General features: G+C 51.1%; 20 protein-coding genes and 1 pseudogene. 12 read left to right on the forward strand and 9 right to left on the reverse strand.

Going from position 1 to position 19236, the window contains the following annotated elements; translation table 11 throughout:
• Positions 1 to 309: 309 nt before the first annotated feature.
• Positions 310 to 797, reverse strand: a pseudogene (locus tag V0288_RS25190) (IS1 family transposase).
• Between the two features lie 75 nt (positions 798 to 872).
• Positions 873 to 1655, reverse strand: coding sequence for an ABC transporter permease (locus tag V0288_RS20145; protein WP_332866963.1), 783 nt, complete (start codon positions 1653 to 1655; stop codon positions 873 to 875).
• A 76-nt stretch (positions 1656 to 1731) separates the two neighbouring features.
• Between V0288_RS20145 and V0288_RS20150 the strand changes: the two genes are divergently transcribed.
• The 3 genes from V0288_RS20150 to V0288_RS20160 all read left to right on the forward strand — a co-directional run bounded on the left by V0288_RS20150 (position 1732) and on the right by V0288_RS20160 (position 4199).
• Complete coding sequence (locus V0288_RS20150) at positions 1732 to 2838, forward strand: DUF3616 domain-containing protein (RefSeq protein WP_332866964.1); 1107 nt, start codon at positions 1732 to 1734, stop codon at positions 2836 to 2838.
• A 78-nt stretch (positions 2839 to 2916) separates the two neighbouring features.
• A complete protein-coding gene (gene argB, locus V0288_RS20155) occupies positions 2917 to 3807 on the forward strand; it encodes an acetylglutamate kinase (RefSeq protein ID WP_332866965.1) in 891 nt (296 codons plus the stop codon).
• Between the two features lie 170 nt (positions 3808 to 3977).
• Positions 3978 to 4199, forward strand: a complete 222-nt coding sequence (locus V0288_RS20160; RefSeq protein ID WP_422662036.1) for a DUF4327 family protein — start codon at positions 3978 to 3980, stop codon at positions 4197 to 4199.
• A gap of 52 nt (positions 4200 to 4251) precedes the next feature.
• Here V0288_RS20160 and hemN read toward each other — a convergent pair whose 3' ends face one another.
• The gene (gene hemN / locus V0288_RS20165; RefSeq protein ID WP_332866966.1) at positions 4252 to 5655 is read right to left on the reverse strand and encodes an oxygen-independent coproporphyrinogen III oxidase; all 1404 of its coding nucleotides are present in this window, start codon (positions 5653 to 5655) and stop codon (positions 4252 to 4254) included.
• A 171-nt stretch (positions 5656 to 5826) separates the two neighbouring features.
• Positions 5827 to 6558: a biliverdin-producing heme oxygenase gene (locus tag V0288_RS20170; RefSeq protein ID WP_332866967.1), complete on the reverse strand. Its 732-nt coding sequence runs from the start codon at positions 6556 to 6558 to the stop codon at positions 5827 to 5829.
• 152 nt (positions 6559 to 6710) lie between these two features.
• Between V0288_RS20170 and acsF the strand changes: the two genes are divergently transcribed.
• The 3 genes from acsF (at position 6711) to V0288_RS20185 (ending at position 8288) form a co-directional block, all read left to right on the forward strand.
• The gene (acsF, locus tag V0288_RS20175) at positions 6711 to 7769 is read left to right on the forward strand and encodes a magnesium-protoporphyrin IX monomethyl ester (oxidative) cyclase (RefSeq protein ID WP_332866968.1); all 1059 of its coding nucleotides are present in this window, start codon (positions 6711 to 6713) and stop codon (positions 7767 to 7769) included.
• Between the two features lie 103 nt (positions 7770 to 7872).
• On the forward strand, positions 7873 to 8079 hold the full coding sequence (locus V0288_RS20180; RefSeq protein ID WP_332866969.1) for a type II toxin-antitoxin system VapB family antitoxin: 207 nt from the start codon (positions 7873 to 7875) through the stop codon (positions 8077 to 8079).
• Positions 8079 to 8288, forward strand: a complete 210-nt coding sequence (locus tag V0288_RS20185; RefSeq protein WP_332866970.1) for a PIN domain-containing protein — start codon at positions 8079 to 8081, stop codon at positions 8286 to 8288. The genes V0288_RS20180 and V0288_RS20185 overlap by 1 nt, the downstream gene beginning before the upstream one ends.
• A gap of 14 nt (positions 8289 to 8302) precedes the next feature.
• Here the strand turns inward: V0288_RS20185 and V0288_RS20190 are convergent, their stop codons facing one another.
• Complete coding sequence (locus V0288_RS20190; protein ID WP_332866971.1) at positions 8303 to 8545, reverse strand: hypothetical protein; 243 nt, start codon at positions 8543 to 8545, stop codon at positions 8303 to 8305.
• 171 nt (positions 8546 to 8716) lie between these two features.
• On the opposite strand from V0288_RS20190, the gene V0288_RS20195 reads away from it, so the two are divergent.
• The gene (locus V0288_RS20195; protein WP_332866972.1) at positions 8717 to 11050 is read left to right on the forward strand and encodes an NACHT domain-containing protein; all 2334 of its coding nucleotides are present in this window, start codon (positions 8717 to 8719) and stop codon (positions 11048 to 11050) included.
• Between the two features lie 101 nt (positions 11051 to 11151).
• Positions 11152 to 11361, forward strand: a complete 210-nt coding sequence (locus V0288_RS20200; protein ID WP_332866973.1) for a hypothetical protein — start codon at positions 11152 to 11154, stop codon at positions 11359 to 11361.
• A 3-nt stretch (positions 11362 to 11364) separates the two neighbouring features.
• Here V0288_RS20200 and V0288_RS20205 read toward each other — a convergent pair whose 3' ends face one another.
• Positions 11365 to 11685, reverse strand: a complete 321-nt coding sequence (locus V0288_RS20205) for a cupin domain-containing protein (protein ID WP_332866974.1) — start codon at positions 11683 to 11685, stop codon at positions 11365 to 11367.
• A gap of 1 nt (position 11686) precedes the next feature.
• Positions 11687 to 12259, reverse strand: coding sequence for a shikimate kinase (locus V0288_RS20210; protein ID WP_332866975.1), 573 nt, complete (start codon positions 12257 to 12259; stop codon positions 11687 to 11689).
• A gap of 235 nt (positions 12260 to 12494) precedes the next feature.
• Between V0288_RS20210 and V0288_RS20215 the strand changes: the two genes are divergently transcribed.
• Both V0288_RS20215 and V0288_RS20220 read left to right on the forward strand, forming a co-directional pair.
• Complete coding sequence (locus V0288_RS20215) at positions 12495 to 13565, forward strand: Gfo/Idh/MocA family oxidoreductase (RefSeq protein ID WP_332866976.1); 1071 nt, start codon at positions 12495 to 12497, stop codon at positions 13563 to 13565.
• Between the two features lie 245 nt (positions 13566 to 13810).
• Complete coding sequence (locus V0288_RS20220) at positions 13811 to 15127, forward strand: dihydroorotase (RefSeq protein ID WP_332866977.1); 1317 nt, start codon at positions 13811 to 13813, stop codon at positions 15125 to 15127.
• Between the two features lie 182 nt (positions 15128 to 15309).
• On the opposite strand, the gene V0288_RS20225 is transcribed toward V0288_RS20220, so the two are convergent.
• Complete coding sequence (locus V0288_RS20225; RefSeq protein ID WP_332866996.1) at positions 15310 to 17835, reverse strand: mannose-1-phosphate guanyltransferase; 2526 nt, start codon at positions 17833 to 17835, stop codon at positions 15310 to 15312.
• Positions 17836 to 17882: 47 nt separating this feature from the next.
• Positions 17883 to 18035: a hypothetical protein gene (locus tag V0288_RS20230; protein ID WP_332866978.1), complete on the reverse strand. Its 153-nt coding sequence runs from the start codon at positions 18033 to 18035 to the stop codon at positions 17883 to 17885.
• A 17-nt stretch (positions 18036 to 18052) separates the two neighbouring features.
• On the opposite strand from V0288_RS20230, the gene V0288_RS20235 reads away from it, so the two are divergent.
• Positions 18053 to 18244 (forward strand): hypothetical protein, encoded by a 192-nt coding sequence (locus V0288_RS20235; protein ID WP_332866979.1) that lies wholly within the window; start codon positions 18053 to 18055, stop codon positions 18242 to 18244.
• Positions 18245 to 18518: 274 nt separating this feature from the next.
• A complete protein-coding gene (ndhN, locus tag V0288_RS20240) occupies positions 18519 to 18995 on the forward strand; it encodes an NAD(P)H-quinone oxidoreductase subunit N (protein WP_332866980.1) in 477 nt (158 codons plus the stop codon).
• Positions 18996 to 19236: the final 241 nt, after the last annotated feature.

Below are 19236 nucleotides of genomic sequence, written 5' to 3' on the forward strand. Positions count from 1 at the left end.
ATGCGTGGTAATTTTCTCTTTTTATTGTACTGGATTGTTGTGAAAAGTGCTGTAAAAAAGGAAGCTTATTACCCGTTGGTTTTTGGTCAATTCTTGTTAAAAATTTGACGATTTTTCGGTGAGAAACCGAGTCTTTTTCGGAGGACGGTAGTATTCTAGATCTGTGGAATAGGATATAATGAATAAACCGAAAACTCGAAAAGATTATTTCATGATTTTAGAACCAGTTGCTTATCCAAGTTGCCAGAGCCTAGATATTGTTAAACATGGGTTTTCGGGGGGTAGTGTTCTAGATCTGTGGAATCCAATCTAGATAACACGCCCAAACTCAAAGCGATTGATGAATAAACCCATGACAATATCGTGCAGGATAACCGATGAACGAAAAACAAATGTTTTTTCGAGCTAATCGTTTAATCCGTGTCCTTAAAATTAGATATTTTTGTTCTATTTTTTGAGTGTTCCGCTTGCCAACAACGTGTAAATCTGGTTCGATATGTCGTTGATAAGTTCCCCAGTCATCTGTATAAAATCGGGTAATTCCAAAAGGTTCTAACAATTCTTTGAGTTTTAAACAAGCTTCATCTTTACGCTCGGCTAGAACATATCACGGCCATGTCCGTGATCTTTTGCTTGACAGCGGGGGAACGACCTTGGTAGGTATAGTTCACAATAAAAGTACAGCGGTGACACTCGGAATTTCGACATTTAGAACGAGGTTTTCCTTCCCCCGAAAATCCATTTCTAACAATATCTAGGCTTTGGCAACTTGGACAAACAACTGGTTCTAAAATCATGAAATAATCTTTTCGAGTTTTCGGTTTATTAATTATATCCTATTCCACAGATCTAGAATACTACCATCGCTCCTCTCAACTGGACGCGCTGGTGTAGAACCGTAGTGCGAACCGCCAGAAAAATCGAGAAAATAAAAATAAAATTACCGCCAGGATTGCCGTACCGATCGCCCGATGGATTTCCCCCCGTCCCAAGACCATTTCCGCGGGAACGGTGGTTAAAAAGGCCACGGGAACGACGAACGTGAAAAAGACGCGGTACATCACCGGATAAGCGACGATCGGGTATCTTCCCGCTTCCAGAAAACCGCGCAGAACCTCCGTGACATTATAAATTTTCACGAACCAAATACTCGTCGCCCCTAAAATAAACCATAAACTATATAGAATGAATATCCCGCAGAGTGTCGGCAATGCGCCGCGAAGATAATCGCCCGCGTTTAACCCCAATCTTCCCCCCGCGTACAGGATAATAATCGAGCCGAAAAATAGATCGGGAAGACCCCACGGGGAGATCGCCCGCGTCGAGAGCCAGAATTGACTGTCGATCGGTTTGAGTAAAACGAAATCGAGGGTTCCCTGCTCTACCTGTTGGACGATCTTATTGAGATTGGGGATTAAAAACGCGCCCGAAACTCCCTGGAGAAAAGTAAAAACCCCCAGCACCATCATCGCCTCCAGCCAATTCCATCCCTGAAACGTGTACCCCGTTCGGTAGAAGAGAAAAAGCCCGAATAAGCCCCCGATCAGATTCGTTAAACTGCTTAGGGTCGCGATCAGAAAATTGAGTCGATATTCTAACTCCGCCGCGATCGACGTTGACCAAAACAATCGTAAAACTCGCCAATATTTTATCATGACTTTAAGGAAAACTTTAGGATTATAAAGGTCACGCTCGGCTATGCTTAACAGTTAAGAGTCAAAGTAAAAACTCATGACAAGCTCTCGCCCTTTTTCATCGATCGAGTTACAATTCTCCGCGCCGACCGGGTTCAAAAAGAAATCGAAAGCCAGCGATCTCTCGGCCGTTGTTGTTACCGACGGGGGACGAACGCTCTGGGTCGGTTCCGATGAATGGACATCGATCGATCGCCTGACAAAAATCGACGATTCGACCTACGGCGATCATACCGCGTTTGAACTCGATCTCTATTTAGAAGGATTCGATCCCGCTCTCGGCGAGATCGATATCGAGGGCATGGATCACGATGGTTCCTATCTCTGGCTAATCGGCTCCCATAGCGGTAAACGAAAAAAAGTGAAATTGCAAACCGACGAGGGAGAGCCGAAATTTACCCTGACCAACCAAGAACTCAAAGAGGTTACGAAAGAGGGAAACCGCTATTTACTCGCCAGAATTCCCCTCGTGGACGGAAAGTTAGAAAAATCCGCGGGAGCGCTCACCGTCGCTTCCCTCCCCCGTCGCGGGACGAGTAACGACCTCACCGATGAACTCGCGGGCGACGAGTACCTGCGAGACTTCATCACCGCTAACCTACCCGGTAAAGAAAACGGACTGGATATCGAGGGATTAGCCGTCAAGGGAGATTATCTCTTTCTCGGTTTACGCGGCCCGGTGCTTCGCGGGATGGCGATTTTATTAACCGTCAAAATCGCCGAGGAATCGCCGGGAATCTTGAAACTAGAGAAAATCGGCGCGGGAGACGCTCGCCGCTACCGGAAACATTTTCTCGATCTCGACGGATTGGGAATTCGGGATCTCCGCTTCGACGGGGACGAGCTTTTGCTCCTCGCGGGGCCGACGATGACCCTCGACGCGCCGTTCTATATCTTCCGCTTGAAAAATCCGCTACTTTTAGAGGAAAATAGTTTATCTTCCGCGGTAAACGGTCAATTAACCCGATCGATCGAGATCCCTCACGGTTATCAGAGCGATCGAGCCGAGGGAATCGCCCTCTATCCTACCGACGACGGCTCGAAAGCGCTACTCGTCGTCTACGATAGTCCCACCGAAACCCGAGACGGTCAACCCGGACGCGAAACCGATCGCCGGGTTCTCGCCGATCTCTTCCCTTTATAAGAATAAGTTCACCGCGAACCGTTTTCTCGAAACCCACAACCGTTAGACTGAACGGGTAATCTAATTCACGCGACAACTATGACGAATACAGTAGGTTACGATTCCGATACCCAACGGGTGAAAATTCTCAGCGAAGCCCTGCCCTATATCCAAGAATTCAGCGGTCGTACCGTCGTGATCAAATACGGCGGCGCGGCGATGAACAACAGCGATATTAAAGACACGGTGATGCGGGACATCGTTTTTCTTTCCTGCGTCGGCGCGCGGCCGGTGATCGTTCACGGGGGCGGCCCGGAAATTAACAGTTGGCTGGATAAACTGGGCATCGAACCGCAATTTAAAGACGGTTTACGCGTGACCGACGCGGCGACGATGGATGTGGTCGAGATGGTTTTGGTCGGCCGGGTGAATAAGGAAATCGTCTCCCTGATCAATCAGGCCGGGGGGATGGCGGTAGGATTGTGCGGGAAAGACGGTAATCTCGTCACGGCGCGACCGGTGGGCAAAGAGGGGATCGGTTTCGTCGGGGAAGTGCAGACCGTCGATACCCGTTTGGTAGAATCCCTCGTCAACAGTGGTTATATTCCGGTGATTTCCAGCGTCGCCGCCGATGAAACGGGACAGGCGCACAATATTAACGCCGATACGGTCGCCGGAGAACTCGCGGCGGCGTTAGGGGCGGCGAAATTGATTCTGATGACCGATACCGCGGGCATTCTGGAAAATTATAAAGATCCCTCGACCCTGTTAACGAAACTGGATATCCAACAGGCGCGGGAGTTGATTAATAAGGGAATTGTTTCCGGGGGCATGATTCCGAAGGTGAATTGTTGCGTTCGATCGCTCGCGCAGGGAGTTCGCGCCGCGCATATTATCGACGGTCGGGTTCCCCACGCTCTCCTCTTGGAAATTTTCACCGACCGGGGGATCGGTTCGATGATCGTCGCTTCCGGCTACACTCACCCGTAGGTAGTAATTTCCGAACTTTTCGCGAAAAAAGCTTGCGGAAAACGGGGACAATGATGTAAAAATAGGTAGGTGTAACGTGCTTCTCGATCGATAGATCGTTTCGTGTCCTTCAGCCTTCACTCGGTTTTGTCGAGAAGCCCACCCGCTAAAGTTTTATATCAATTGAATTTATGATCGATCAAGTCGTAGCTCACCCGATGGTGAAGTTTCAGCGCAAGGTGAACAAGTGGATTGACTCGAAAGTGGTCAAACCGAGTGATAGCCTCTGGAAACTCGCCCTTCTCTACGGGGATGAATGGACGCACTGGAAACAGGAACTCCTCGATTTCGGTTTCTCCATGCAGGACCCGATCAGTGAGGTGGTCGCGGTCGAAGCCTGGGACGAAGAATAATCGCGATAGGGGCGAGGTCTCCTCGCCCGGTTTATCGAGCGATCGTTCCGTCTCAGATCGATCGCGAGAAAGTCGCGGTCTGCCGGCGCTCGCGATACGCGTCGAATACCGCCGCGATGTTGCGGATCAACAGTCGCCCCGCGGGTGTCACTTCAATCCCGTCGGGGACGATATCCAGCAGTCCGTCCGCTTCCAGCGCCCGCAGTTCGGGAATTTCCGTCGCGAAATACTCCTCGAAATCGCTATCGAACGCGAGATGGTATTTTTCGAGGAGCGCCTGTTTCGAGAGTCGGAACTGACACATTAACTCCATGATCGCGGCGCGACGCACTCGGTCGTCCCCGGTCAGGGAGACCCCGCGTTCGATCGGTAGTTTTCCATCCTCGATCGAGCGGTAATAATCTTTTAATCCCTTTTGATTCTGAATATACACGTCGTCGAGCATGGAGATCGACGTGACCCCGAACCCGATCAGATCCGATTCGGGTTTCGTCGTGTATCCCTGGAAATTGCGGTGTAATTCGCCTTCTCGCTGGGCGATCGCCAGTTCGTCGTTCGGTTTGGCGAAATGATCCATCCCGATGTAGACGTAGCCGTTATTTGTCAATTCCTCGATCGTCATCTGCAAGATCGCGAGTTTTTCCGACGGGGAGGGAAACGCGTTCACGTCGAGATTTTTCTGCGCGGGTTTCAGTCCGGGGATATACGCGAAATTGAACACCGCGATCCGGTCGGGATCGAGATCGATCGTTTTCCGCACCGTCTCCCGGAAAGTCGCCAGATTTTGATGGGGTAAACCGTAGATGAGATCGACGTTGACACTCTCGAAGGTTTCCCCGCGTATCCAATCCATAACGTTAAATAACAGCGATTCCGGTTGGACGCGGTTGATCGCCGTCTGCACTCTCTCATCGAAATCCTGAATGCCGAAGCTGATCCGGTTGAATCCGGTCTGGCGCAGGAATCGCACGTATTCTTTATCTAGATAGCGGGGATTTACCTCGATCGAGATCTCCGCATCTTCCGCGAGAGAGAAATGATCCGTTAAAGAATTCCACAGGCGATCGATCTGTTCCAGGGAAAGATAATTCGGTGTCCCTCCCCCCCAATGTAGTTGATCAACGCGACGGTTTTTATCCACGAGAGAGGCGATCCGCTCGATATCCCGCATTAGATAATCTAAATAAGGATCGGCGATCTTTTTCTGTTTGGTAATAATCGTGTTGCACCCGCAGAAATAACAGGCCGTCTCGCAAAAAGGGATATGGCAGTAGAGAGAGAGGGGGATTTTCCGATAGTTACCGACCGCGAGCGCCGCGCGAAAATTCACCTCGTCAAACTCCGGGGTTAATTCCGTCGCGGGGGGATAACTGGTATAGCGGGGAAGGGGTCGATCGTACTTCGTCAGCAGTCGCGAGTCAAAATTAACCGATTGTGTTGGGAAATGATTTAGCATTCGATCGGGTGAATTAGGGGGATGGGGAATTTTTGGGGAAAAGGAGAAGGGGGAAGGGAAAAAGGGAAAAACTACTTTTCGTTGCTTTACCTTTCTTTTTGGCTCTATTTTTCTGGTTTTTGATTCTCTTGGTGGGTTACGCTGTCGCTAACCCACCCTACGGTTTACGGTCTAATTAACGGACGCTAGGGGTCTTTCGGTGCTACCGGGTTTATCCTGACGGACTAGGAGATCGAAAACGTGATCGCCGACGGCCGCTTTCACTTCCGGTTCGAGTTCGTGGAGTACGTCGCGATTGTATTGGAAAGCGCGATTGGCTTCCGCGACGATATTTCGTACCGTGGTTTCGTCGAGATCGAGGGAATCCATCGCCTGACGGTAACGTTCCTTAAAGGTGCGTTTGGCCTCGATCGAGGGTAGCGCGTCGAACTCGTAAAATGCGGTTCCCTCGGTTCCTTCCAGGTTCAAACCCGATCGAACGATATTTTTTAACGCCTGACCGCCGGATAAATCGCCCATATAACGAACGTAGGCGTGAGCGAGGAGTAATTCGGGCGCGAGGGCGGAAATTTCCTCGATTCTGGCGACATATTGTAGTCCGGCGGGGGAGGGGTCGATTTCGGCGCGCCAGTTGTCACCGTAGTAGAAGGCGAGATCTCTCTCTAGACTCGCGGTTCGATCGAGTTCCGGGAAGTACATCGCGCCGGCGATCGGGTGTTCCCGATGGGCTTGGAATTCTCGTTCCAGGGTACTATAGACAAAATAGAGATCCGCCAGTAACTCGCGGAAAAACGACTTTTCAACGATTCCTTTGGTGAAACACTTCATAAAAGCGGTGTTTTCCGCCATCGTGTGCGATTGTTTCGTACCTTCACGCAGTTTCAGGGCTAGATCGTTGCTCATGACTCTCGTTCCTTCTCGTCAGCCATTACGTTTAATAACTATATAGGAATACAGTGGCGCACCCGCCGATATTGATAAAACTTAATAATTATCATTGATGACCTTTTTATGTTTAGACTCGTATATAGCTATGTAGTTAAGTAACTTCCATCATGGTAACAACGGTAGAACGTCCGTCCGAGAAAAAAGCTGTCCTGCGCGAAACCATCCTCAGCCCTCGTTTTTACACCACCGACTTCGAGGCCGCCGCGAATTTCGACCTCTCGCTTCAGGAAACCGAGATACAGGCGATGCTCGCGGAGATGCGAACCGACTACAACCGCGACCACTTCACCCGTAACGAGGCGTTCGCTAACTATATCCCGAATCTGAACGAAAAAGAGCGTCAAGCGTTCGTCGATTACCTGGAACGTTCCTGTATTTCCGAGTTCTCCGGCTTCCTGCTGTTTAAAGAACTCTCGCGCCAGTTAAAGAACCGGAATCCGATTCTCGCGGAGATGTTCCAGCTAATGGCTAGAGACGAGGCGCGCCACGCGGGATTTCTCAATAAAGCGATGGCGGATTTCAATATTACCCTCGATCTCGGCAAAATCACTAAAACCCGTCAATATACCTTCTTCCCCCTCGAATGGGTGCTATACACGGTGTATCTCTCGGAAAAAATCGGTTACTGGCGTTATATTCTCATTTTCCGCCATCTAGAACAGCATCCCGAACATAAATTCAATCCGCTTTTTAACTATTTCGAGAGTTGGTGTCAGGACGAGAACCGTCACGGCGATATTTTTAAAGCGCTGATCCGCGCCAATCCGAAACTGTGGAATAACTGGAAATCGAGATTGTGGAGTCGCTTTTTCCTCCTCTCCGTTTTCGCGACCCATAGCCTAACCGTTCGCGAGCGCGCCGACTTTTACGACGCGTTAGGACTGGACGCGCGAGAGTTCGATGCGGAGGTAATCCGGCAGACGAACGATACTTCCGCGCGCGCTTTCCCGACGATTTTAAATGTTGACCATCCCGAGTTTTTCCCCCGTCTGGAACGCTGTTCGGAACGCAATTTTCAGATGAAAGCGATCGACGAGTCCAACGCTCCGAAGTGGCTGAAGAAGTTACGGAAACTCCCGTTACAGTTGGGGATTGTCGGGGATCTACTGAAGTTGTATTTGATTCCTGCGATCGATGCGGAAGCCACCCGCGAAACGGTTCGATAATCGATTCCCTAGGCTTGAGATCCGTTGCTTCTAGGAAGTGGCGGATTTTCTCTATAATGGGGTCATCGATAGGGGCGATCGAACTCAAACGATAAGCGAGGCGATGAACATGAATATTCAGGTACAAATTGATGAAGCGTTACTGCGAGAAGCGTTAGATCTAGGGAAACAGGAAGATCCGAAAATTTTAATCGAGGAAGCGTTACGAGAATATATTCAACGTCGAGAGCGATCGAACATCCTAGAACTGTTCGGATCGATCGACTATGACGAGAGTTATGACTATAAAGAACAACGAAAACTATCCTGATGATTATTGTCGATACCTCTGTATGGTCTCTGGCGTTACGGCGATCGAAAACCGTTGACAAAAGCTCTGAAGTGTTATTGTTGCAGGATTTGATTTTACAGGGAAGAACTGTTTTACTCGGGGTTGTTCGCCAAGAAATCCTATCCATTGAATCGTGTCGATCGCGCGATCGAACCGTTAACCCCCGGCCGGAAAAATCCAGAGGTTAACGATCGATCGATCGCTACTCGTCCGATTCTTCCCCATCAACCCGTAACAGATCGGTCGCTTTACCGCCGAGTAACCCGACGATCGCGCCGACTCCGATTTGCCACGTTGCCATCGCGTTCTCGAAGATGCGGTTTTGTTGGGGGGAAAGATCGGGATGAGAGGCCATCCAGCAGGATACGCCCCCGGAGAGTAGCGTCAGAGATAGAACCGTGAAAAAAACCTGTTGGAATGCGGGTATCGTTTTGTTTTTGTTCATTGGCTTATTGTCAATTGGAATCAACACCCTTAGTTTGGGCGTGATCGCAATCTTCCCGATGACGGTTAGACTTCCGGCATTAGCTAGGATAGGGCTAGGTATGACTTTGGCCTGAGTTTGGCATGACTTTCTCCCAATTGGTAGAATAAGCTCATCTTTAACGGTTGGGATATGGGGACAAGATCGCTGAAAGCTTCTCAAAAAGGGATCGATCGAGCGTTAATCGCTCTGGCAGAGTATTCACTAAGCCAAAACGCCCTAGCGGAAGATTTGGGTCTTTCTAGGCAGACGGTTAACAAGTTCTTTAAGGGAAAACCGATCGAACGTGAGAATTTCGCGCTGATCTGCGATCGCTTGGGATTGGATTTAGAAAGTACAGTGGCGATCGCTGAAGTTCGGACGGAGACGAACGAAGACATTAAGACTTCAGAGCTTGATGAACTGGTGCGGGATGTGCGGGAGAAGGTACGCGCCGACATTCAGAAACGATGTGGCGAGATGCGCGTGTTGGATATGACCCGACCGATCGATCTCGGCACTATCTATACAGATGTCAATATCTTGCAGGATATTAGCGGACGGCGAAGGCTAGATCTCGAAGAACTGTTGAAGAATTGTAGTGTGGAGGAGTTCGATCGCCTCGGTTTCGCCCACACCAAGCGTGAACGTCGATCGGGGCTAGAAGTTGTCGAAGAATTCGATAAATTGATGCTACTGGGAAAACCGGGTGCGGGAAAAACCACTTTTCTCAAGCGATTGGCGACGTTATGCAACGCGGGGAAATTTCAGCCACATCGAGTTCCGATTTTTATCTCCCTGAAGGAATTCAGCGATAGTTCGGAAAAGCCTGAATTACTGCCCTATATTGATCGATGGTTTCGGCATCTGGAGATTCGACAACCGGATACGGCAGAACAGATCTTAAAGCGAGGACGGGGCTTTCTGCTGTTGGATGGACTCGATGAAGTTCGCGAGAGTAATAGCGAATGGATATTAGGAGAGATTCGGCATTTTTCCGAGCGATTCCCCGATAACGGATTCCCCGATAACGCGTTCGTGATGTCCTGCCGGATCGCGGCGAAAGAGTTTATTTTCCAATCGTTCACGGAAGTTGAAGTCGCTGATTTTACCGGCGAGCAGATCGAGGAGTTCGCCACGCGTTGGTTCGAGGCGAAACAATTACCGGACAAACCGCCGGAATTTTTGGAACAACTGGAGAAATATCCACGCATCAAGGAACTGGCGACGAATCCGCTTTTACTAACTTTGTTGTGTCTGATTTTTGAAGACCGAACCGACTTTCCCGCTAACCGCTCCGAACTCTACAAAGAAGGGTTAGATGTTCTGCTGAAAAAATGGGATGGCAAACGCGGCATCAAACGAGAAGAAGTCTATCGGGAACTCTCGCTGAAACGCAAGGAAGATATGCTGAGTCAGCTTGCCTATACCACCTTTGAATCGGGTAACTATTTTTTCAAACAAAAGGAAGCGGAGCGCTTAATCGAATCCTATATCCAGAATCTCCCCGGCGCGCGAACCGACCTGGAAGCCCTACGGCTCGACAGTGAAGCGGTTCTAAAATCAATTGAAGCGCAACACGGATTACTGGTAGAACGGGCGCGGGGAATCTACTCGTTCAGCCATTTAACTTTTCACGAATACTTTACCGCTCGTTATATCGAGCAAGACGATGAATTATATCTGATTTTGATTTCTCATCTAACCGAGAATCGATGGCGAGAAGTCATTTTATTAACGGTGGGAATGGTCAGAAACGCTGATTCTCTGCTGTTAATGATGAAAACTCGTATCGATGGAATGCTTGCGAACGATGAAAAACTTCAGAAATTTCTCGTTTGGGTCGATCGAAAAGCTCGATCGGTTAACGCGCCCTATAAAACCGCCGCAATTCGAGAATTCTATTTTTTCCTCGACCGCTCCCTCGACCGCTCCCTCGACCGCTCCCTCTTCCACTCTGACTTCCTCGACCTCTCCCGCATCCTCGACCTCGAACTCTCCCACTCCCACTTCATCTCTCTCTCCCTCTCCCACGTCCTCGACCTCTCCCCTCCCCGCTCCCACGTCCTCGACCTCGACTTCGCCCTTTCCCACTCTCTCTCCTGTTTCCTCTCCCACGTCCTCGACTTGGACTTGGCACTTGAGCGATCCATTCAGGAACTTAGGGATATGCTTCCAGATTCAAAAGATTGGGATCATTTCAAGCAATGGTGGCAAAGCAATGGTTCAACTTGGACAGAAAAACTGAGAGCCGCAATGATCGCACATCGTGACATCGGACATGATTGGCAATTTAGCGAAACTCAAAAGGAACTACTTCAGCAATATTACGATGCTAATGAACTGCTATTTGAATGCCTCAATAGCGATTGTTATGTCAATCGTTCTGTTCGGGAAGAAATTGAGGCCAGCTTGTTACTGCCGATGTCGGAAATACAAAAACAATTCCCGAATCAAGGCAACTTTCCGTCGTCTTCCCCGGAGTGATGGGGTGTTTTCCTCGCGACGGGTGGGTTACACTGACCTTGGAATTCGGTGAGGGGTTTCGCTCGATCGAGGTAAGCTGATTAATAAATAGAGGTTAAATCATGGAAAACTTAACGCGAGAACAAGCCTTCGCCGCGATGGTCGCCTTTTTAGAGGATTATTATCAAAGAACACAAGCGGATGATATCGGCGCGCTCTTAGGTAGTTTACAACTTTTAAGCGATGGAAAACCCGCCGATCCCGCGCTCTGGGAAGATTGGTTACTGTCAATTCATAAAATTTCACTGGAAGAAACGTTTCGATCGTTATAAAATCTATTCTAGATAATGAATCGCTAACCAGATGCAGGGAGGATCGGCACTGGTGAACTCTACGCGGTGTTTTTGGTGCGGGGGAATGAGGAGATAATCGCCCGCTTTTAAGTGAACTTTTTCCCCGTCCTCGTAGGCGATTTCCGCGGTTCCCTGTAGGAGAATCACCCACTCCGATCGATCCTGATCGTACCATTCACCGATCGGGGTGGTTTGTCCGGTCGAAATAATTCTCTCCACGCGCATCGATCGAGACTCGATCAACGTTTCAAAAAGTTCCTCGTTCGGGAGGGGAAACGGTAACTCGAAAATCGAGGGGAGCATTTTAATTATCCTCGCGATCGATCGAGGGTTGTTGGAGAACGCCGGGGATTCGATCGATCATTCGATCGACAATACTTTCCGGACTGTCGGACGCGTCGATCGCTATTCTTAAATCCGCCTCCGAATAGAGCGATCGTCTCTGTTCCAATAATACCGTTAACTTATTCTCTAAATCCGTTTCCCGTAACAGGGGACGGGAACTATCCCCCTGTAATCGTTGTACCAGAACCTCGATCGGAGCGTCCAGCCAGATCATCAAACCGTGTCGCAGATAACTCCAGTTCTCCCGTTTTAACACTATCCCGCCGCCGGTCGCGATCACGCTTTTCGTCAGCGAGGACACTTCCGCTAAAATTCGCGTCTCGATCTCCCGAAACGTTTCCTCTCCCGAATTCTGGAAAATTTCGGCGATGGTTTCTCCCGCGACCCCCTCGATCAATACATCTGTATCGAAGAAGCGATATCCGATGTGACGGGCTAAAATCTGTCCCGCGGTCGTTTTGCCGCTACCCATCATCCCCACTAAAAAAATACTTAATCCCCGTAAGCGATCGGGATCGATCCGATGATTCATGGTCAAAATAACCTTCAAATGTGTTTTTCCTTACCAAATCCGTGATTTTTCGATAAGCGTTTCCGGGAAAGAGCGTTGAATTCGTTTAGAAATTCTTGTAAAAACTCCTAACCCGTGTTTGCCTCGTGTCAGAATCGGAGTAACCATGATACCATCTTGGTAATTTATGGCTAAGATAAGCTTGGTTTTATAAACCGGGCGTGGTGAGGAGTGCGTACAAGGAGTTATAGGATTCATGTCCGAAAAACAATTCAGCTTTTCCAATCATAGAAATCAGCCCAGGCCGATACGGGTAGGAGTGATCGGGGTCGGCAATATGGGCCAACACCATAGTCGCATCCTCAGTTTATTAAAAGACGTGGAATTCGTCGGGGTCTCCGATCTGAACGTGGAAAAAGGTCTAGATACCGCCAGCAAGTACCGCGTTCGTTTTTTTGAACATTATACCGATCTCTTACCCCACGTTGACGCGGTTTGTATCGCGGTTCCCACCCGACTGCACCATAAGGTCGGTATGGACTGCCTACAAGCCGGGGTACACGCGCTGATCGAGAAACCGATCGCCGCCAGCATTACCGAAGCGGAATCCCTCGTCAACGCCGCCGCCGAAAACGATTGTATCCTACAGGTCGGGCATATCGAGCGTTTTAACCCGGCTTTCCAAGAATTGTCCAAAGTTCTCAAAACCGAGGAGATTCTGGCGATCGAGGCTCACCGGATGAGTCCCTATTCCCAGCGCGCGAACGATGTCTCGGTCGTCCTCGATCTGATGATCCACGATATCGACCTGATCCTGGAATTGGTCGCCGCGCCGGTGGTGAAATTAACCGCCAGCGGTAGCCGCGCCTCTACCGATTCCGGCTATCTCGATTACGTGACCGCGACTCTCGGTTTCAGTAACGGGGTGGTGGCGAATCTAACCGCGAGTAAAGTCACCCACCGCAAGATCCGCCGGTTAGCGGCGCATTGCAAGAACTCGCTCACGGAAGCGGATTTTCTCAATAACGAGATCCTGATCCACCGGCAAACGACGGCGAATTACAGCACCGATTACGGTCAAGTCCTCTACCGTCAGGATGGTTTGATCGAGAAGGTCTACACCAGCAATATCGAGCCGTTACACGCGGAATTAGAGCATTTCGTTCACTGCGTCCGCGGTGGCGATCAGCCTTCCGTGGGAGGCGAACAGGCGTTAAAAGCGCTCCGATTGGCCAGTTTAATCGAACAGATCGCCCTCGACGGTCGCGTCTGGCAACAATCGGACTGGAACTATCAATATCTCAACGCGCCGTTACTGAGCGTGTAGGGTTCGATCGCTTAGAGTTCGATCGATCTTTCCCCTAATCTTCCTCGGGAGGGTTAGGGGAAAAAAATCGGGATAAATGATCGATTTGAGTTCTTCAACCGTTAGATCTGTAAATTGCATGATGGTAACGGATAAAAAAGCATCAAATACTTCTATCATGGCACGAACCTCGATCGCTCTCCCGACACCTCACCCCACCGAGCGCGGGCGAACATTCCGGGCGTGGACGTGGCGCGCGCGATGCTATGATTCCAGAGGAAAAATCGACGTGTCGCCAGTTTCGCGTGAATAGCCCCACCCTATTACAACAGGTTAGAGTCCTAGATCCCTCCTCCGGAATCGATCGCCTCGCGGATGTCCGGATCGAGGAGGGAATTATCCGGGCGATCGAGTCGAATATTACCGACTATCCCGAAAATACCGACGTTATCCCCGCGAAAGGCTATATTTTCGCGCCCGGATTGGTGGATCTCTACAGTCACTCTGGCGAACCCGGCCACGAGGAACGGGAAACCCTAGCCAGTCTTGTAAACTCGGCGACCGCGGGAGGTTTCACCCGCGTCGCGATTCTCCCCGATACCGTCCCACCGATCGACAATCCCGCCGCAATTACCACATTACAACAAAAAAGTCAAGAGCTTTCTTCCCCGAATTCGGCGCGTTTACAGTTTTGGGCGACTCTCACCCACGCGCGCGAGGGGCAGAAGATGGCGGAATCGGGCGATCTTTTGGAATCGGCGTTCGGGTTTACCGATAGTCGGGCGATCGAGAATTCCGGACTGATCCGGCGATTGTTGGAGTATTTACAGCCTTTCGGGAAATCGATCGCCCTTTTCCCGGTGAACACGCAATTACGAGGTAACGGGGTCATGCGCGAGGGCGACGCGTCGATCCGTTTCGGTTTGCCCGGCGATCCCGCGCTGTCGGAAACGATCGCCCTCGCGACGTTGTTAGAATTGGTCGCGGAAGTGGGAACCCCCGTTCATCTGATGCGAATTTCCACCCGTCGGGGAGTGGAGTTAATCCGGGACGCGAAACGGCGCGGATTGCCCGTAACCGCCAGCGTCACTTGGTTGCATCTGTTAGTAAATACCGAGGCGATCGCTACCTACGATTCCAGTTTACGCCTCGATCCGCCGCTCGGAAACGAGAGCGATCGAACCGCGTTAGTCGAGGCGGTTCGCGAGGGAATTATCGACGCGATCGCCATCGATCACCGTCCCTACACCTACGAGGAAAAAACCGTCGCCTTCGCGGAAGCCCCTCCCGGAGCGATCGGTCTAGAATTAGCCTTACCCCTACTGTGGGAAAAACTGGTCAAACCGGGAGAATTATCGCCTCTAGAACTCTGGAAAGCGCTAAGTTTAAATCCCTGTCTCTGTACCGGACAGAAACCGCCGGAAATCGCCGTCGGACAACCGGCCGAAGCCATCCTCTTCGATCCGAACGCGATCTGGACGGTAACGGGAGACAGTTTACAATCCCTCTCGCGCAATACCTTCTGGTTAGAACGGGAATTATCGGGAAGGGTGATTCAATTGTGGAATTATAGCGGGAGTTAGGAGTCAGGAGTCAGGAGCCAGGAGTCAAACGACCGTATAGAAGCGCTGTAAAAATCAAAATCGTACCTTATTGAATTAAATCAGGAATTCAGTAGGATCGAGCGGGATCGTACCGAGATTTCAGAGCCTGTATTCTTTCTCCCTCCTCCCGCCTCCTACCTCCTGCCTCCCCTTACTGCCTCCTAAATCATCACCGTCTCTCCCTGTTGGTGTTCGACGAAATGCTGGACGCGATAGCGGTAATCTTTCAGGGTTCGATCGACCCATTCGCGTTCCTCGCTGTTCGCGTAGATATGGACGAGGGGTTCCCCGGCATCCGGTAGGATCAACACCCAATCATCGTTGAGCGGGTTAATAATTTTCACCCCGTCGATCAGTTCCAGATGGTCGGTCGAGTGCGTTTCCACCAGATAGCGCATCAAAGAACCCTTGACTTTCCACGGACAACGGACGACCGCGCTCTTATGGTACACCCGCGGCAGTTCGGTTCGGATGCCGGCGAGCGATCGCTCTTGAATCGTCAGCATTTCCAGCAACTTGGCGATACTGAACATCGCGTCGAAACCGGGGTGTAATTGCGGGAAAATAAAGCCGGTATGACCGCTCCCGCCTAAAACCACGTTCGGATGCGTCTGACAGACTTCCATCAAAGCCGTGGGACTGGCTTTCGTCCGGATGACCCGGCCATCGTGCCGACGGGCGATCTGTTCCACCGCGCTGGACGCGTGAACCGGAACCACCACCGTTCCGCGCGGGTGAGCGGTTAGGATCGTATTCACCATCAGAGCGGTTAACTGTTCCCCGCGGATCGAGATGCCGCTTTCATCGACGAGGACGAACTGTTCGCCGTTCGCGGCCACCTGCGCGCCGAGATTCGCTTTCAACGCCTCGACAACGTGACCGAGTTGATGGATGAGGATTTCCCGTTCCTGCGTCGAGAGGGCGGTCTGGCGTAGGCTGGCGTTGAGAACCACCGCGTCACAACCGAATTTGGAGAGTAATTCCGGTAAAATCGCCCCGGAAACCCCGTAAACGTAATCGATAACGATTTTCGAGCCACTACTGCGGATCGCCTCGATGTTTAATTGCGTCTCGAAGGTTCTCCGGTAGTTATCGAGGGCATCCGCGGGATAGGCCATACTACCGATGTCCTGTAGGCTCACCCGACGGATATCCTCTTTGAAATACGCGCCCTCGATTTTCTTTTCCCGCGATTTCGAGATATTAATGCCCTTTTCGTCGATAAATTCGATTAATAAAGAATCCGGTCGATCGGGATGGATGCGGACGTGAATTCCCCCCGCGACTTTCAGTTTCGCCACCAGAGTCCGGGAGATCGGTAAGGCCATCGCCTGAAGGTTCTGAATATGGATACCGACGGACATCAACCCCGCGATCAGCGATCGACTGACCATCCGCGACACGCTACGCTGATCGCGCGAGACGATCACCGTCATTCCGGGTTTCAAGGTCGAACCGTAAGCCGCTCCCAGTTTTACGGCGAATTCGGGCGTGATATCGATATTGGCTAACCCCGATACGCCCCGTTGACCGAAAAGGTTCCGATGGGCGGTATTCCCCCAAATTAGATTAATATTTAAAATCGCGCCCGACTCGATCTGTTTACTCGGCCAGATTCTCACCCCGGAATTAATCTGCGCTTCCTCGCCGACGACCGACAATTGACCGATGACCGCGCCTTCTAATACGTGCGCGCGTCGATCGATCCTCGTCCCGCGGGCGATCGTGCAGGCCGATAGATGGGCTTCCTCGCCTATCACCACGCCATTCCAGAGGATCGGCCGCTTGAGATCAGCGCCCACACCGATGGTAACATTATCGCCGATCACGCTTCCCCCCTCGATCAGCGCGTTCGCGCCGACGCGACAGTGATTGCCGATAATCGCGGGGGCCTCCACGCGAGCGGTCGGGTCGATATAGGTGTTCGTTCCCACCCAAACCCCCGGCGATCGCTCCCGGTAGGGAAACTCCAGGTTTACCTTCCCGCTGAGGGCATCGTATTGGGCTTCCCGGTAGGCTTCCAGGTGTCCCACGTCGCACCAGTAACCGTCGGCCACGTAGCCGTACATCGGTTCGCCCCTCTGGAGGAGAAGCGGGAAGAGATCTTTAGAAAAATCGCTCTCTTCTTTGTTGGGGAGATAATCGAGAACTTCCGGTTCGAGGATATAGGTGCCGGTGTTGACGGTATCGGAAAAAATCTCGCTGGTGGAGGGTTTTTCGAGAAAACGGAGAATTCTGCCCTCCGCGTCGGTAATGACGACCCCGAACTCGATCGGGTTGGGAACGCGGGTTAAAATTAGCGTGGCTTTCGATCCCTTACGCTTGTGGAAGTCGATCGCCGCTTTCAGGTCGAAATCGGTGATACTATCGCCACTGATGACCAGGAAGGTCTCATCGAGCCATTCGGAGATATTTTTCACGCATCCCGCGGTTCCCAGGGGTTGATCCTCCTCGACGGAGTAGGTTAGTTTCACCCCGAAGTCGCTCCCGTCCTGGAAATAATCGCGCAGGACATCGGGGAGATAGTGCAGGGTAACGATGATCTCGGTGATGTCGTGCCGTCGCAGGAGATTGATGATGTGTTCGGCGATCGGACGATTTAAAATCGGCACCATCGGTTTGGGAAGATCGCAAGTGAGAGGCCGTAAGCGCGTCCCCGACCCTCCCGCCATTAAAACCGCTCGCATTTGCATGATTCCTCCCGTATCTCGCCGATTTTAAAGTGTTTAATTTTTCAAAAAACGCTTGTCAACACCCGTCCCGATCGGAATTCTAACATTCCCCACCCGGAAAGCTGATAATTTTCGGGCGCGCGGGCGAAGGCGCGGGAATTCGCGATCGCTCCCGGCGGGCGAGCGATTACAATAGGGATCGATCGTTCTCGCATGGATTCGGTACAGCACGATGGAACTCGTTACCTTACTTCTGTTGGTGGTTTACGGTGGCGGCGGCTGGAAATTCTGGTCGGGTTACAAACGCACCAATTTCGAGTCCGGTCTATCGCGTCGCGTGACGTTAACCGTTCTCTGGCCGCTTCTTTTCGCGACCAATCCCAGTTATCGCAAGAATTTTCAAAAAGCGCTGAAAGGAAAATGATCGATCGGCCGGGGGCGCGCGAACCGGTAAAGGGGAAAGGTCGGGGGATAAGGCCTCTCCCTTTTCCCCCGACCGTATCCCCGCTAACACGTTCGGAAAATCGGTAGGATTGAAAGGCCGGACCGCCGATCGATCGCCCCGTCTCCTCCCTATCGTGATCATTAGAATTCCCAATCTTTCCGAACCTCCCCGGTCGGTCGATCGGGTTGGTTTTTCCCTAGGAAACGTGCGATTATAGGCGTAACGAGACACGCTAGAACAATTTGGAACGAGCATGGCACTATTGACGACGGGGAAACCCTTTATCCGTGACCTCGAACGGTTTGGCACGCTGGGAGTCTACGCGCCCCTAGAAGGCGGTTTCGAGGGACGCTATCTGAGACGTTTACGGGCGACCGGTTATACCGCCCTGAACCTGACCGCGAGGGGATTGGGCGACTTGAGCGCCTATCTGACGGGGATTCACGGGGTTCGTCCCCCCCACCTGGGCAAGAAAAACATCGCTCAGGAAGGCGCGGTCGGCCCGGTGTATTTCGTCCCCCCCATCGCCACCTATCAACTACAGAACCTCCCCCCGAACTCGAAAGGCTTAGTCATCTGGCTGATCGAGGGTTTCGTTCTGTCTTCCGCCGAAAGACAGTATCTTATCGACCTCAGCAAGCAGGAACCCCGACTCAAGTTCGTGGTCGAGTTGGGAGGTGAGCGATATTTCCGTTGGGAGGCTCTACAGGAATCCCTCGTCGCGGCGTAAAAGGTAAGTAAAAGTTAAAAAGTTTTTGTCACCGTGTATGGCTAGGGTGGGCGAAGTCCCACCTTATTTTTTGAGGATAGCTATAGAATAAAAACATCGATAGATCGCTGAAATTCTCTATCAAGAGACCGCTCTCGAAAATTTAGAAAGTTTAGCGGATATTGAACAAACGATCTGACAACAGACTCTAAATTACATCGAACCGAAGTTAGGGTTTTTTTCTCGAAAAAACAACGGGAAC

This window comes from Pannus brasiliensis CCIBt3594 (genome assembly GCF_036688125.1).
Classification (GTDB): Bacteria; Cyanobacteriota; Cyanobacteriia; order Cyanobacteriales; family Microcystaceae; genus Pannus; species Pannus brasiliensis.